Raw genomic sequence first — 14,930 nt, 5'->3', positions numbered from 1 at the left:
ATGGATTTTATTACGTTTTGAGTAATTTTTCAGAGATGCGAAGAGCTTCTTCTATGCCAAATTTACGCACTAAACTGATGGCTTCCTTTATTTCTCGTTTTTTCAAATCATGGGTCGGATTTAAATTTAACAACACTTGAATAACAACTAAATCCCGCATCGTAAACATCATATTCTTTTTCATATCCCGCTGAAATGTATACTGCTCTTTTAAGAGCCGGTCACTTATTGCTAACACTTTCGACTCGGGAAGATGTAGCTGCGCTCCTGCTTCTTGACAAGACCACAACTTTTTCACTCGATCTTCAGCATTCATATTTGCGACTCGTGCATATGTAATATCACTGTTTTCTTGACGAATCTCTATCTCTTTCAACGTTGGCTTTAGCACCGTTTTTCGCTTGGAGACTTTTTTCTTATCAACTCCTGTATCTCCGAGGACCCTGCCGTGAACGGTGTAAATGTCGTATTCATTTTCTCTTTTTACATCTTGTTTATTGTATTTTGGAAAATAACCATTTACAAGCATCGTTCTCAGCATATCTAATTCTTTTTTTAATCCATGCACTTCAATATATCCAACAGCACAAATTTCTTTGTGGAATTTTTTTGTGTTGCTAACGCCTTTTCCTGCAACGTGAGCTCTTACTCTTTCTAATAGAGAGCCCGTCGTTGCTCCGATATACAAAAGCCTGCCCGGTTTATCAAAGAAAAAATAAATGCCGGGAGCGGAAGGAATTTGTCCTATTTCTGCTGTACTTAGCAGCTTCTGCAGTACCTGCATGACTGCTAAATCAATTTTCGCTGTCATTATTTTTGATAACCTTTTAACATTTCTTCATACACTTTTAGATGCGTATACACAGTTTGAAGAAGCGGTACGTGTATAGACGATTTTTCAGCTAATGTCAGCAAATATCCTTGAAGGTGGTCTCCTTCAATTTGAAAACTTTTTTCCATATCACGCTGCATCGATGACTTCATGTCATACGTCATTTTGTCCATCGTATTCATATGCTGTTCAATAATCCCTTCAGCTAATGGTGCATCGTATGCCATCATAATATTTTCAACTTCTTTAAAAAGCTCTTGTACGAATTGACGCCCTCCTTTTGCCGCTAGCACTGGGCCAACAGGTGCGCGCATAAGAGTGGTCATGCCTGACATAACCGTAATAAATAAATACTTATGCCACATATCCTGTTCAATATATGAACTTTTTACAAACGAAGCTTTTGTACCACTGAACGCTTGCTCAATCAGTTGTAATCTTTCTGTTTCCTTCTGCTTAAATTCACCGAATACAAGTCTGTGAGCAGGACTCGTCTGGACGACCTCTCCATCTTTGTTTAAAGTTGTTTCAATAAAGCACAGTCCTCCAATGACTTTTTCTTCCCCAAATGCTTCTTGTAAAGGACCCACGTGAGCCATACCATTTAACAAAGGTACGACAACTGTCTGATTCCCTACAAAAGGACGCACATCCTCAATTGCTTGTTTAAGATGATAAGCCTTAGTTGTGAACAAAATAACATCATAAGGCTCTTTCACCTCAGATTTTGTAATAGCTTGTACAGGTGAAGTGAAGTCACCGTGTATGCTCTTGATAACAAGTCCATTTTGTTCCAGCTCTTTTTTTCTGCGATCTCTGACAAGAAAAGTCACATCCTCTCCTTTTTCCACGAGCCTGCCTCCAAAGTAACCTCCAACGCCGCCTGCGCCTAAAACTAATATTCGCATAACTTTTGCTCCCCTTTTTCTTTTTCTTTTATTGTAGCACAGCTGGTTTGAAATTTTATAATATTCTTATTTCATTGTATTTTGAGTTTTTTACAAAAGATAGCCATAGTGCTTTTAAAGTTGTTATAATGAATACAAAAAAAGCATAAAAATTTACGCTTAAACATTTATCCCCTCTTGGATATACTATTTATCAATCCGCAATCGGAAAAGTTTCGATTTAAACAATGTTATTTACATAGGAGAGACTGAAATGAAAACAGAAATCTACATTTTATCTGGATTTTTAGGCAGCGGAAAAACAACGTTGCTTAAACAGCTGCTTCAGCAAGAAAAAGATCGTAATCGCAACATTGCTGTTGTGATGAATGAGCTTGGCCAAGTTTCGATTGACTCAAATGAAGTAGAAAAAGACACGCCGTTAAAAGAATTGCTAAACGGCTGCGTGTGCTGTACTATTCAAGGTCAATTTGAAACTCAGCTTCATTCACTTCTACAGGAGAACACATTGGATGCTATCTATATAGAGACAACCGGAGTTGCACATCCCATTGAAGTGTTGGATGCCTGTATGTCTCCTCTTTTTGCGCATCAAGTCACGATTAAAAGTATTATCACCACACTCGATGCAACAAGGTGGAAAGAACGTGGGTCCTTAAGCATTCAACTTCAAAAACTTCTTCAAGAACAAGTAAAACATGGGGATGTAATTTTATTAAATAAAACGGACATGCTGTCTGAGGCAGAAAAGTCTTCCCTGCTTTTTGAGGTTCAATCAATTAACGCTCGTGCAATAACATTATTAACGACATTTTCCCGCGTGAAGCTTGACCTGATTCAAAGAGCTCAGCTGTCTCAAAAACAGCCGCACCATAAGGCTCATGTTGAAGATCATCTTCATTTGAAAACATTTGTATATGAGTTTACAAAAAACGTGGATCTTGAATTATTTGAAAATTGGCTACGCCAAATGCCAGATACCATCTATCGTATTAAAGGCTATATGCGCTTTACTCATTCGGATGATACGTATTCGTTTCAATATTCATACGGCATGCCTCTATATATGAAAGAAATGATGAAGCTGCCCACCACTCTTGTCTTTATAGGGGAAAACCTCGACCACACTAAGATGAAACAAGAATTATTTAATCTTGAACAGCAGTCCAATTAAAAATCCCGCCTAGAGCGGGATTTTTTTATTACTTATAAACAGGCATTTTGTACTCTGCGCAAAATTTCATATGCACGATTTCCGGCTAACTCTGTCAACTCTTCAAATTTTTCATCTCTTTTCAAATCAAGTTCAATAATTTCTTTTGCCAGCTCAATAATCTCTTCTTTTTTCAATTGTTGCACAGCCATTTAAAACGCCCTTTCCTTTTAGAATTTATGTATATTCTCACATTTATTTTCTATTCATCATTTTGAAAGCAAGTGATTAACCACAAGGCTTTATCCTGTATGGTTAACCACTTGGGATCGAGTTAATCATTAGTTTATAGGACTCTTTTCCCTATTTCATTATTTATGTCACTTTTTCTCACATAGTAATTCAATAATATAACATATATATGTTAGAATATATTACATGTTATAATTTTTTGTATTTTTTTCCTTTATAATAATAATAACATACTACTACGTACTCAGGGGTGAGGGAGATTGTCTACGAATGAAGCGTCATATCGAGATAAAAAAGTCATGTCTATTGGGATTGTAAAAGAATTAACCGGTTTATCAGAAAGACAAATTCGCTACTACGAGAAAAGAAGCCTGCTCTTTCCGGACCGAACCAATACGGGTATCCGGAAATATTCGTTTTCAGACGTCGAACGATTAATGGATATTGCCGATCGCATAGAAGAAGGAGTTCAAACGAGTGAAATACGCACAGAATTGGCCAAAAAAGATGAAGCGAGAAAAATGAAAGAAGTAAAAAACCAAATGCTTCAAGGTCAGTTGAACGCTCATTTCAAGCGGAAGCTATAAAGTATACATACGGTGACTTTCCCGTCTCCGTTTTTATTTCTTTACGGCAAACAAAAAAGCGCATATCTAAAGATATCCGCTTTTTTGTCCGTTAAGCTGAGCGCCCTTTAAAGAATTTCGGCTGATGAGAACTCATGAACTTCGTTTTAGATAAAATGAACATAACCGATCCGCCCCAAATGAACAAAAAGGCAATCATCTCTACGCTAGAAAACGGTTCATGATACACGAATACCCCTAATAAAAGCGTCATGGTAGGAGCAATGTACTGTAAAAAACCGACCATCGATAGCGGAATAAGAGGGGCCCCCTTAGCGAAATATAGTAGTGGCATAGCTGTAGCAACACCACCTCCAATTAAAAGAGCACTCAGATCAAGCGACTGAAGAGAAAAACTTGAAGATCCTTTCACTAAAAGAAAAATAAAATAAATAACCGCAATAGGTGCAACCATCATCGTTTCAATCGTTAATCCTACTTTTGCTTCTAATTGAATAGTCTTTTTTACAAGTCCGTACAAACCAAAGCTAAACGCTAAGCTTAATGATACCCATGGGATATGCCCGTATGTAACTGTCATAACGATAACACCTATAGCAGCTAATCCAACAGAAGCACCCTGCCAAAAATTAAGCTTCTCTTTTAAAACGACTATACCAAGTAAAATACTAACGAGCGGGTTGATGTAGTAACCTAAACTTGTTTCAATAATATGATTATGATTAACCGCCCAAATGTAAACGAACCAGTTGATGCTGATCAGCACTGAAGCCACAAATAAAATGACCGCTTGTTTCGTATTACGAAATAATAAACCAAGCGTCTTCTTTAAAGCACTCATTTGCTTTGTCACAAGCAAAAGTAAAAGCATAAAAACAAATGACCATATGACACGGTGAGCGAGTATTTCATTCGCATTCACCTCGCCAAGAAGCTTCCAGTAAAGCGGAAAAAGCCCCCACATAACGTAAGCGCTGGCTGTATAAACAATACCTGCCCGCTTAGAATCTTGATTCATTTCTCAACCTCTTTTCTTTATCTCTCTGTCTCTTATCATTATAGATGCATTTACCTCTTTTTTATAGTTTTATTTTGCCTATCGAAATAGCTCATAAAAAAACGATCGCTTTTAGCTCGACCGTTTTTTATACCTTATTTTTTAGGCTGTTTGAATACTTTGGCACTGCGAATATACTCTACATCTTGTACATTTTCTCGCGCGTTAGCGATTCGAGCCGCAGCAAAGAAGTAATCGGATAAACGATTTAAATACTGAAGCACCGCCGCATTAATTTTATACTCACGCTGCACGCCAACAACAAGCCGTTCTGCGCGGCGTGTAATCGTCCGGCAAATGTGAAGCGTTGTCGCTGCAGGTGTGCCTCCAGGTAAAATAAAACGCTCAATGGCCGGCGCTTCTGACATATAGACATCAATGCGCTTTTCAAGTACTGATATCATGTCGTTTGTTACTTTGTACGGATGATCATCTTTTGCAAATGCTAAATCACTTCCACAGTCAAATAGCTCATGTTGAATCGTAATTAGCTCTTCTTTTACATCTTTTAATGTTGTTTCATCCAGCTGATAAATCGCTTGACCTACAAAGCCATTTAGCTCATCAATCGTACCATATGCTTCCACTCGAATATCATCTTTATTTACTCGTCCTCCAATTAAGCTTGTCTGCCCTTTGTCCCCTGTTTTTGTGTAAATGTTCATTGTATTTCCTCCTTCAATCGATTAGCAATTCCGTACCAAATGTGATCTACTTTCCGGGCATGTGCCGCTAAATGCTGATACGCATACCCGCATTCATCTCTCCACTGCCGCTCTGTTGGATCTAAAGGAACAATCCCTTTGCCGACTTCAGTTCCAATCACTATTAACTTTTCCCATACACCGCTGTCTCTCCACTTCTGTATTAACTTTTTAACAACAAGGTGCGGAGACTCCAACTCGCTATGTATTAATTCCTTAACATAGTGCTCAAATCCTTCTAGCACTATGTAACTTTCTTCGAACTCAAGCACTGGTAAAACAGGGTCTTCATACAAATAATGCCATTTTACCGACTCACTGGCATAATGCTGCTTCACCCATTTTCTTTTGCCGGTAAATGCACCGCCGAATACGAAATGCATGCTCTTCTCTCCTTTGCCTGTTTGTATGTACACGCTACTGAAAAACCTTCTCCATAAGAAAAAGAAACATCCCAAAGCGACGCTGTCTGTTTAAAATGGGATGCAAGTAAACGCAGTGGGCCGCCATGCGACACAATAGCAATGTGACGCAATTGCTGACTGGCCGCCAAATCGACCGCTTCTTCCCACGCTGCCCAAACTCGGTTTGAAAAGTTTGAGAAGCTTTCACCATTCGGAGGCGTATGTTCTGTCCAGTGATCAATCCAATTTCTATACGCCCGTATGTTTTTTAAATCTTCATACGTCTTCTCTTCCCAATCTCCAAAATGCAGCTCACGCCAATTTTTATTTTTAACCACCTGAGATTTTGGAAAAACAACTGCACTTGTTTCTAGCGACCTTTTTAAGTCACTGGAAATAACGAGCTGAGGTTCTAGAAAAAGCTCTTTCAATTCATTTTTCCCTTCTATACTTAAAGGCGGATCACTCCACCCTATATATTTTTTCTGTTGATTTTCAAGCGTCATGCCGTGACGAATACATGTGATAACCAAAGAATTATCCATAAAAATGTTTCTCCTCCTTCAATGGTTGCCCCTATAACATCTCCTGTTACGCCACCAAACTGCGAACGATAAAATCGTATCCAGAGCCATAAAAAACCGGCAAAGAAAAGAATAATGAATTTATTGTCCATAAAAATAACGAAAATAGCAACTAAGAATAGGCTCATGATGATAAATCCGTAAATAGACCGTTTGGTGACTCCTTGTTGAAAATAAGCAGCCAGACCCGTATCTTTAGCGGGCTTATCTCTCATCAACGAAAAGGCTGCTCCAATTCTTGGAAGGGTAAAGACAATTAAGCATGCCCAAATTGATAAAGAAGAAAGAGACACTAATTCATAGATCGCACTAAAACGCAGCAGCAGCAGAACCATAAGAGAAAGAATAGCAAAAGACCCAACGTGCGGATCACTTAAAATCTGCAGTTTTTTTTCCTTTGACTGATGAGAAAAATACGCATCGCTTACGTCCATCCAGCCGTCTAAATGAAGGCCACCCGTTAAAACAAGCGGTAAAAGCAAAACTAAAATACTATCAACAATCGTAGTGATAGGTGAAGATTGAAGCAGCTGTAAAAAGCTATAAAACATCAAGCCTAGTAACATACCAATCCAAGGCAGTACAAAAAGTGAGCGTGCCGTTCTTTTTTCAGTCCATTGAACAGTTTTAGCTAGTGGTAAGATCGTAAAAAACTGGAGAGAAATCCGTAGTATGGCTATCCATTCTTTCATATATCTACACATTCCTTTCCTTTTTTAAAACGATAGATTCCCGCTTCTACACAAATAGCCACATCTGCTTTTTCTACAATATACTGATGTAATTTCCCTAATATCTTCATATAGCTATATGTGGGCTCTTCTAATACGCCCGCTTCAAACAGTTCATTAGATACTAGCACAACCGTCTGAGACTGCGCAAACAGCTTATCGAGCGTTTCTGTCATATGACGAAAAACCGCTTGTTTCCCTTCTTTTGTTTGCCACCTTTTTTCTGTTAAAAAAAGCTCATTGGCAAGCCAGTTCGTGACACAATCCAAAAGTATAGCATCATCACTTTGAAGATTTGGCAGAATTTGTTGTAAATCTACAGACTGCTCGATCGTTACCCAAGGCGTGTTCGCTGCTTGGCGTTCTTTTTGATGAAGCTGGATGCGTTTTTGCATTTCCTTATCTGTTTGCCTGCTTGTGGCAATATAAACAGCGCGCTTTGTACAAAAAGTTTGAACCATGTTCTCCGCTGCACTTGATTTTCCGCTTCGAACGCCTCCGCTAATAAAGATGATCATATTTCATCAAGTCCTTGTTTGATTACGTTAAGTAAATAGTCATTTTCTTCTTTCGTTTTCACAGCCAAACGGATATAGCGTCCATTTAAAAATGGAAAGTTTTCAGTATGACGAGCTACCACGCCATGGCTTGCTAAATAGACAAGCCATTCGCGCGTTTTAATAGAAGACGGAACGCTGCAAAGATAATAGTTTGTTTGAGAAGGAGAAACCAAAAGCCCCCATTCCTTTAGTTCACTCAAGGTCCGTTCCCGTTCTTGTTTAATATAATGTACGGTTTCTTTTACAAAATCTTTTTCATTCACACATATCATGCCTATTTGCTGCGACAATCCATTTACACTCCAAGGAGGCTGCTTTTTAGCCATCTTGCTAATGATTTTTTCATTTGCCAAAATATAGCCAAGACGAACCCCGGCAATATTAAACATCTTTGTCATGGAACGCACAACAATGATATGCTCATAATCCAGAATAAGAGAATCAAATGAAGGCTGATGTTCGACAAAATCAATAAATGCCTCATCAATCATTAAGTATGTACCATGATGAGCAGCAGCTTTTACTACTTTCATCCATTCCTCATGACTATACATAACGCCCGTTGGATTATTTGGATGACAAATCCACAGTACTTTTATGTCCGGAAGAATACTCATAATCAACTCTATATCCCAGCTCCAGCCATTTTCTTCAGCTAAAGGAACGTATGTCACTTCACATCCATAAGCTTTACTTGCCTGTTCATATTCAACGAAAGTCGGCTGTACAATCCCTGCTTTCTCTCCTGAAAATAACGAAGCAATAAGGAAAAACGCTTCAGCGGCGCCATTTGTAGGCAGCACTTGAGCAGCTGAAACATGATGATGAGCTGCAAGTTTATTTTTCAGCTCCGTTACTTGAGGGTCAGGATAACTAAACGCTGCACCCTTGAATTCGTTCCACTTTTCGTGAAGCACAAGGGGAGCCCCTAAAGGATTTGTATTCACGCTAAAGTCTTTTATATGCGACAAATTCTCAGCCCCTATTGCTTTTAAAAAGACATTAGGATTAGCTCCATGTGTAGGTAATAGCACTAATAACTCCTCCTAACAAAAGATATAATAACCACGTAGCATAGACCGTCCTTTTCATAATGAAAACAGCTTGTTCAATATGACCGGCTTGCAGAGGAATGAGCGGTTCACCCATTTTTGCACGATTAGATTCTATGCCTTTATATGTATTAAGCCCGCCGAGTTGAATACCTAACAGAGCAGCCACTGCGCTTTCCCCGTATCCGCTATTTGGGCTGGGATGCTTCTTAGCATCACGCTTAATCAAACTCGTTACATGCCCAAGAGAATACTGGCTTTTTGCTACATTAACAGCCGTCATCACCACTGCAGTTAACCGACTTGGAATATAGTTTAATACGTCATCGGTTTTTGCACTAAAGTAGCCGAACAGAAAGTAGCGGTCATTTTTGTACCCAACCATCGAATCACATGTGTTAATAGCTCGGTAAAAAAAGGCTAGGGCTCCTCCTCCTATAAATGCATAAAAAAGCGGAGCTGTAATACCATCACTTGTATTTTCAGCCACGGTCTCTACCGTCGCTCTGGCAATTTCTCCTTCTGACAAACGATCTGTATCTCGTCCCACAATCATACTTACTTCATATCTAGCTTTCTCCATATCTCCTAGCTGAAGCGGCTTTTGTACCTTATAGGCAGCTTCGCTTAAAGAACGAGTGGATATAGTAGTCGCAATCATTACGCCCTCTACTAAAACACCTGCTATAAAATGAACTCCGTACAAAGCATGGAGGAACAAAAAGGGAACAACTCCTGCGAGCACAGCCATACTTATCACAAGAAGCAATCCTTTAAATCGTCTTCCTGCACCTTTATTTAATCTAGAATCTATCCAATAAATCCATTTGCCAAACCAGCGAACGGGATGCGGCCAATTTTCGGGATCGCCTATAATTCGGTCAATTAGTAAAGCAATCGTCATGGCCGTCATGTGTGCAATTATCGCTTGTGTAATACTCATTTCTTCACCTCTTTCCCTTAAGTCCCTGCTCTAAGCTTATTTTCACCAGCTTGGCTACCGCTTGCCCTAAAGCGGTCATAGAGCCTGCATATTCATATAATGGTCCTTGCTGAGACGCTGCAACTGAGATGCTGTCCGTAGATGTCCCCGTAGCAATCGTCTTTGTAGCCGGATCTATGACACCCAGCTGTGACAGCGTTTTTGTTTTAGCTTCTGTGGCCGCAATAAAAAGCTGTAAAAACGCTGCATCCGTAAGCGTACCTTCCACGAAAAAAAACATATTAATTGTACCGGGAGAAGAATAGAACGGGACAGCTTCGTCAGCTGTAATATCTACTGCGTTTCCTACTCCAGCCGTTATCACGGAAGCTACTCTTACTCCGTAGCCTTCATAACAGTAAATCGCTCTTTCTTTTAACCAAACGGCTGTCATTAACCCTACGATTTGCTCATGGCGCACATTTTCTTTCATCAAATATTGCTCATACTCCAAAGAAGGAGTATCTGAATAATAGTCTTTGTGAACAAATCGATTGTAAAAGGTGTCCGTTTCCGTAATGCCTGTTCCTAAAACCCCTGAGCTGTATGTTTTATAAGAAGTCTCGGTTTTCATGATTAAAAGCTCAGGCCTTTCTTCAATTTTAAGATGTGAAAAGGGACCAATCCCCTTTTCAATTCGAACTGGAATATGGTCCCTCTTCTTATTTATTGTACACCCCAGGGTATACTGCTTTTGCTAAGTCCTCTAAGCCATCTACAATACGAGGTCCTAAGCGGTTGATTTTGTTTTGATCAACCTTCTCGATGTTACCCTCTTTTACAGCAGTCATGCTGCTCCAAGCGGGACGCTTCATAATCTCATTTTTATCTGCATCATACGTTGCGATAATAACGTCAGGGTTTAACTTAACAACTTGCTCTTCAGAAAACTTAACCCAACCCTTTTCACTAGCCGCTACGTTATCAGCACCGATCATAGTAAGCATTTCGTTCATGAACGTACCTTTTCCTGTTGTATAAATCTCAGGAGCTCCTGAGACCTCTATCCATACTTTTTTACGATCTTCTTTTGAAATCGTTTTTGCTTTTTTCTCAATTGAAGCTACTTTTTCTTTCATGTCTTTAATTGTTTGATTAGCTTCTTTTGTTTTACCTGTTAATTTACCGATTTGCGTAATAGAATCATAAACCGTGTCAAACGTTGTTGAATCTTTTACAACAAATACCGGAATACCCGCACTTTCAATTTGTTTAAATACTTCATCCGAAACGCCCATACTTGAAGCATGTGCTAGCACTAAATCAGGATTTAAAGCAATAACTTTTTCCGCATTAACGTTCATATCTCCTACCTGCGCTTTTTTCTTTACGCTTTTAGGATAATCATCGTTGCTTGTAACACCGACTAATTCTTTTTCAAGGCCAAGGGCATATACAATTTCCGTATTACTTGGCATTAAGGAAACAATTTTCTTAGGCTGTTTTTCCAACGTAATTTCTTTATCACGCGCGTCTTTTACCTTCACTGGAAATGCAGCTTGTGACGTTTGTGCCGTATCTTGCTTCGTTTTTTTATCACTGTTGCTTTGGCTGCCTGCACCGCATGCAGCAAGTACGATGACTAACAGTGCAATAATGGAATACGAAAGCCATTTTTTCATCTAAATACTCCCCCTATATATTGTTCATTGTGAATACGAAACCTCCACGTTAAAGAAAAAGCAAATGATCATGCAAAAAGCAGCGCTATCCCGTTTTTCCGCTTTGACTATGTATACTGCTCGCCGGCAGCTTCAAAATAAAAAAGCTTTACTTTCAATTGAAAGCAAAGCAGGTAACGTCAAGATAAGCAGGAAAAGAATCCGTTCACTATACTTGATATGTATGTTCATTACCCTGCTTCACCCTTCCTCGAAGGTTTCACAGCTAACAATAAGGCAGGTCTCCTGACTTACGCACAAAGCGCTTACAGTGGCGGGACCGCGCTGGTTTTTCACCAGACTTCCCTTTTCACTCAATCTTTAAATTGAGACCTTATTGCTTTACGATTATTCACTTGTCCTAGTATACCCCACTCATGGAAAAATGGAAATAGCCATTCTCACAAAAAAAGCTGCAAGAATGCTCTCGCAGCTTAAGGAATTAAAGAGTTGCTAAAAATTCACGGACCGCTTCAGGTGTTTTAGCATTTGCACTGTGCAAGTGTGCAATTTTTTCACCGTTTTTATATACAAGAAGAGAAGGAATACCCATTACATTGTTTTCAGCAGAAAGTTCTTCAAACTCATCCTTGTCAATTTTAAACCATGCTTTATCTGTATTTTCATCAACGATTTCATCAATGAACATATCCAAACGTTTGCAATCAGGACACCACGTTGTCGTAAAAATCCCAACGCTTAGTGTTTCGTTCTTAATTTGTTCGCGAAATTGTTTTTCTTCCGTAAATTGTTTCATTGTGTTACCTCCAGCATCTATTCGTTCCTTCTCACTATTCTATGGTAAGAAGTCTGACTTCATTATAAACGATTTTTTTATCGTTGTGCTAATGTTTCAGCTTATTTAGACCCTAACGGTTTTAGACGTAAAAAAATGCTAGCTTAAAAAAGCTAACATTTCGAAATCGCAGAATGTTGTGTCTATTATTAGCTAAACCATTTAGGCGGCATGTTTCGGTTCCAATAAATTTTCCCTAAATCATAATGCTTCTGAAAATTATCTGCAGCCGCATGATAGTGAAAATTAAACCAGTATCCATCTTTTGGAGGATTTTCACGCCGTACATGAAATCGTATTAAGTCCTGACCGGTTTCCCGGTCATATACATGGAAAATCTTTTCACCGTAGCCAGCAGCAGGATGCTCGCTTATCTCGAGATTCTGAATTGACTGTTCACGTTCAGTGCCAATGTCGGTCAGCACTTCTTCAATTTTAGGTAACACTGCTTGACGAAATTCATCTTCAATGACAGGTCCAATTTTTGTTCCGAATTTTTCCACTGACTGTTTTTCAGCTGATTCCATTGCATACGTAACAAATGATGAAACGTCTTCATATTTTGGTTCTTCATATGGCAAATGAATATCTTCTATAACAGCTGTGACAGGAGTTGTTTCTCTTACATACCCTGCTTTATGTTGCTTGTCCGCTTTTGCATCATCAACGTATAAATATTCTGGTGGAGTGACAAGCCCAAATGTAAATACTGTAATAAATACAACTAGCATTCTTTTTATCCATCTAGGCATTCGTATCTTTCCTTTCTCATCTTTTCCCATATGGTCTTTTCATATCGTAAAATTCATTGTCATAACTCACTAGGTATTGTAACATACTTATTAATTTTTTACCTATATTTGCTTATTCATTTATGCTGTCTACGGGCATTCGACGACTTTTTAGTTAGCACCTTCCTTCTTCTGTTTGAGGTTGTCACACCGAGCGGAAACCTATACAAGATATTCCTTTTTTGCTGGATGCTTAAACACAAAAGTATTTTTATGTTCAAAAATATATCATACTTTTATGAACTTTAGATGAAATTCACAAAAAAAAACTTCCAAAACTTTTTAATTCCTAAAAGGTTTTGGAAGTCTTTTCAATAAGCGTGATTCTTTTTACTTTTTTGTTTATTTTTGTATATAAATTGTCCCGTAATGAAATTTTGATGTTTTTCGTTTTTGCACGGTAAATCCATGCTCTTCAAAACGACTGCTTTTCCAATGATCTTTTAGCACGACCTTTTGTTTGGCTACTCTTTTTGCTTCTTGTATAGCCATGGGCGTCAGCGTGGTATACAGTGCTATTGCTTTAATACCGTTAATTCCATTCGATTCCTCAATTTGCTCTTGAAACATAGGATCAAAGTAGACAACATCAAAAGAATTATCTTCACAACACGCCAAAAACGATTCAAAATTTTGATGAACCACGTTTATACGCTTCATTGCATCATTCAACTCTTGTACGTCACTTTCCCAATTTAAGAGTCCTTGTTTGACTAAATAAGCTACATAGCGGTTGCCTTCTAGTCCGACAACTTTTCCGCTTTTCCCTACCGCTGCGCTCGCCATCATACTATCCGATGCAAGACCAAGTGTACAGTCAAGCACGCTCATTCCTTTTTCCAAACTAGCAGCTTCAATAAACGGATCACGTTCTCCTCGCAGCCATCTCTTCACTCTAAACATAGCGGAATTTGGATGAAAAAAAATAGGCTCCTCTTCATTTTGGACATGCAATTCTACTCTATTCTTACCGACAACCAGCACGTCTGCAGCTTGAAGATTCTGAAGATCTGCAACGGATTTCTTCTCTCTTGTTACAAAAGGTATACTTAAATCAGCGGCTACTTGTTTGGCTTTTACAATCATCTGTTCATTTGTTCGACCAGCAGTCGTAACAATCACTTTCATAACTCCCCCTACACTGTTTGGCTATTTACATAAAGAAAAAGGATGTCTATAGACATCCTTTTTCTTATAAAGTATATGCGATTTTTCTCTAAAAATCTATATACTAGATGTGACAAAAGCAGGACATTTTATGAACAGTGCTGCTTAAAACCATTTAAAATGTTTTCAAAAATAACTTCTAACGGCTGACCTTCAATTTCGTGTCGAGGAATAAAATGAACGACTTCTTTTCCTTTTAAAAGCGCCATAGACGGTGATGAAGGCTCAATGTCCCCAAAATATTCACGCATTTTAGCTGTTGCTTCCTTATCTTGACCGGCAAAAACTGTTACCACTTGATTTGGTTTTTGCTCAGACTGTAAATACGCTTGTGTCGCTGCAGGACGTGCTAAACCAGCAGCACACCCACAAACTGAATTAACGACAACAAAAGTTGTTCCTTCAACATTTTCCATAAAATCAACTACTGCTTCTTCTGTTGTTAATTCTTCATAACCAGCTTGAGTTAATTCTTGACGCATTGGTTTAACTAACTGACGCATATATTCTTCATATGCCATTGACATATTAACATTCCTCCTAACAATCATTCACGCTAAAAGCATACTATAAAAACCAGGAAAAATCTAGCTACTCACTCTTCAAATCCTCATCGTTGTCCCGTTCTCCTTTTTCATTTGACAAAAAAAGATCAAAACCGGGTCATATCATCTAAGTTTTTTCCATAAAAATGTCGATTTTTACTATT

19 protein-coding genes and 1 riboswitch are annotated in these 14,930 nt (G+C 38.6%); of the genes, 2 read left to right on the top strand and 17 right to left on the bottom strand.

From position 1 onward, the window contains the following. Positions 1-10: 10 nt before the first annotated feature. The gene (locus AC0C45_RS19380; RefSeq protein WP_016763841.1) at positions 11-811 is read right to left on the bottom strand and encodes a GIY-YIG nuclease family protein; all 801 of its coding nucleotides are present in this window, start codon (positions 809-811) and stop codon (positions 11-13) included. Next, positions 811-1,740, bottom strand: a complete 930-nt coding sequence (gene panE, locus AC0C45_RS19375) for a 2-dehydropantoate 2-reductase (RefSeq protein WP_034652712.1) — start codon at positions 1,738-1,740, stop codon at positions 811-813. Before panE ends, AC0C45_RS19380 begins: the two co-directional genes overlap by 1 nt. Positions 1,741-1,993: 253 nt before the next feature. Between panE and AC0C45_RS19370 the strand changes: the two genes are divergently transcribed. Further along, positions 1,994-2,914 carry a CobW family GTP-binding protein gene (locus AC0C45_RS19370; RefSeq protein WP_016763839.1) on the top strand — a complete coding sequence of 307 codons (921 nt, stop codon included), beginning with the start codon at positions 1,994-1,996 and terminating at the stop codon, positions 2,912-2,914. Positions 2,915-2,946: 32 nt separating this feature from the next. Here AC0C45_RS19370 and AC0C45_RS19365 read toward each other — a convergent pair whose 3' ends face one another. Then, positions 2,947-3,105 (bottom strand): hypothetical protein, encoded by a 159-nt coding sequence (locus AC0C45_RS19365; protein ID WP_013056708.1) that lies wholly within the window; start codon positions 3,103-3,105, stop codon positions 2,947-2,949. Positions 3,106-3,405: 300 nt separating this feature from the next. Between AC0C45_RS19365 and AC0C45_RS19360 the strand changes: the two genes are divergently transcribed. Continuing rightward, positions 3,406-3,732, top strand: a complete 327-nt coding sequence (locus AC0C45_RS19360) for a MerR family transcriptional regulator (RefSeq protein WP_013082852.1) — start codon at positions 3,406-3,408, stop codon at positions 3,730-3,732. A 91-nt stretch (positions 3,733-3,823) separates the two neighbouring features. On the opposite strand, the gene rarD is transcribed toward AC0C45_RS19360, so the two are convergent. From rarD to AC0C45_RS19290, 14 genes are all read right to left on the bottom strand, one after another. Then, positions 3,824-4,750 (bottom strand): EamA family transporter RarD, encoded by a 927-nt coding sequence (rarD, locus tag AC0C45_RS19355; protein WP_013056706.1) that lies wholly within the window; start codon positions 4,748-4,750, stop codon positions 3,824-3,826. Between the two features lie 134 nt (positions 4,751-4,884). After that, positions 4,885-5,454: a cob(I)yrinic acid a,c-diamide adenosyltransferase gene (locus AC0C45_RS19350; protein ID WP_013056705.1), complete on the bottom strand. Its 570-nt coding sequence runs from the start codon at positions 5,452-5,454 to the stop codon at positions 4,885-4,887. Continuing rightward, positions 5,451-5,876 (bottom strand): bifunctional adenosylcobinamide kinase/adenosylcobinamide-phosphate guanylyltransferase, encoded by a 426-nt coding sequence (locus AC0C45_RS19345; RefSeq protein WP_034652720.1) that lies wholly within the window; start codon positions 5,874-5,876, stop codon positions 5,451-5,453. Before AC0C45_RS19345 ends, AC0C45_RS19350 begins: the two co-directional genes overlap by 4 nt. After that, on the bottom strand, positions 5,828-6,442 hold the full coding sequence (locus tag AC0C45_RS19340; RefSeq protein ID WP_047932793.1) for a histidine phosphatase family protein: 615 nt from the start codon (positions 6,440-6,442) through the stop codon (positions 5,828-5,830). The genes AC0C45_RS19345 and AC0C45_RS19340 overlap by 49 nt, the downstream gene beginning before the upstream one ends. Beyond that, positions 6,400-7,173 carry an adenosylcobinamide-GDP ribazoletransferase gene (gene cobS / locus AC0C45_RS19335; RefSeq protein WP_016763836.1) on the bottom strand — a complete coding sequence of 258 codons (774 nt, stop codon included), beginning with the start codon at positions 7,171-7,173 and terminating at the stop codon, positions 6,400-6,402. Before cobS ends, AC0C45_RS19340 begins: the two co-directional genes overlap by 43 nt. Continuing rightward, positions 7,170-7,730, bottom strand: a complete 561-nt coding sequence (locus AC0C45_RS19330) for a bifunctional adenosylcobinamide kinase/adenosylcobinamide-phosphate guanylyltransferase (RefSeq protein ID WP_047932795.1) — start codon at positions 7,728-7,730, stop codon at positions 7,170-7,172. The genes cobS and AC0C45_RS19330 overlap by 4 nt, the downstream gene beginning before the upstream one ends. Further along, positions 7,727-8,806, bottom strand: coding sequence for a threonine-phosphate decarboxylase CobD (gene cobD, locus AC0C45_RS19325; protein WP_237893910.1), 1,080 nt, complete (start codon positions 8,804-8,806; stop codon positions 7,727-7,729). The genes AC0C45_RS19330 and cobD overlap by 4 nt, the downstream gene beginning before the upstream one ends. Beyond that, a complete protein-coding gene (gene cbiB, locus AC0C45_RS19320; protein WP_016763833.1) occupies positions 8,781-9,767 on the bottom strand; it encodes an adenosylcobinamide-phosphate synthase CbiB in 987 nt (328 codons plus the stop codon). Before cbiB ends, cobD begins: the two co-directional genes overlap by 26 nt. A gap of 4 nt (positions 9,768-9,771) precedes the next feature. Further along, positions 9,772-10,380 carry an adenosylcobinamide amidohydrolase gene (locus tag AC0C45_RS19315; protein WP_016763832.1) on the bottom strand — a complete coding sequence of 203 codons (609 nt, stop codon included), beginning with the start codon at positions 10,378-10,380 and terminating at the stop codon, positions 9,772-9,774. An 88-nt stretch (positions 10,381-10,468) separates the two neighbouring features. Further along, positions 10,469-11,428 (bottom strand): ABC transporter substrate-binding protein, encoded by a 960-nt coding sequence (locus AC0C45_RS19310; protein WP_257063704.1) that lies wholly within the window; start codon positions 11,426-11,428, stop codon positions 10,469-10,471. A 258-nt stretch (positions 11,429-11,686) separates the two neighbouring features. Further along, positions 11,687-11,819: riboswitch (cobalamin riboswitch) on the bottom strand. A 90-nt stretch (positions 11,820-11,909) separates the two neighbouring features. Continuing rightward, positions 11,910-12,224, bottom strand: coding sequence for a thioredoxin family protein (locus AC0C45_RS19305; protein WP_013056696.1), 315 nt, complete (start codon positions 12,222-12,224; stop codon positions 11,910-11,912). A gap of 188 nt (positions 12,225-12,412) precedes the next feature. Then, positions 12,413-13,015 carry a YpjP family protein gene (locus tag AC0C45_RS19300; RefSeq protein WP_025752035.1) on the bottom strand — a complete coding sequence of 201 codons (603 nt, stop codon included), beginning with the start codon at positions 13,013-13,015 and terminating at the stop codon, positions 12,413-12,415. 381 nt (positions 13,016-13,396) lie between these two features. Further along, positions 13,397-14,182 carry a class I SAM-dependent methyltransferase gene (locus tag AC0C45_RS19295; protein WP_472928558.1) on the bottom strand — a complete coding sequence of 262 codons (786 nt, stop codon included), beginning with the start codon at positions 14,180-14,182 and terminating at the stop codon, positions 13,397-13,399. 128 nt (positions 14,183-14,310) lie between these two features. Beyond that, the gene (locus AC0C45_RS19290; RefSeq protein ID WP_014460467.1) at positions 14,311-14,748 is read right to left on the bottom strand and encodes a BrxA/BrxB family bacilliredoxin; all 438 of its coding nucleotides are present in this window, start codon (positions 14,746-14,748) and stop codon (positions 14,311-14,313) included. Between the last annotated feature and the right edge of the window lie 182 nt (positions 14,749-14,930).

The sequence above is a fragment of the Priestia sp. VA7 genome (genome assembly GCF_055710015.1).
Note: the sequence above shows the minus strand (reverse complement) of the source record. Positions and strands in the feature narration are given on the sequence as shown.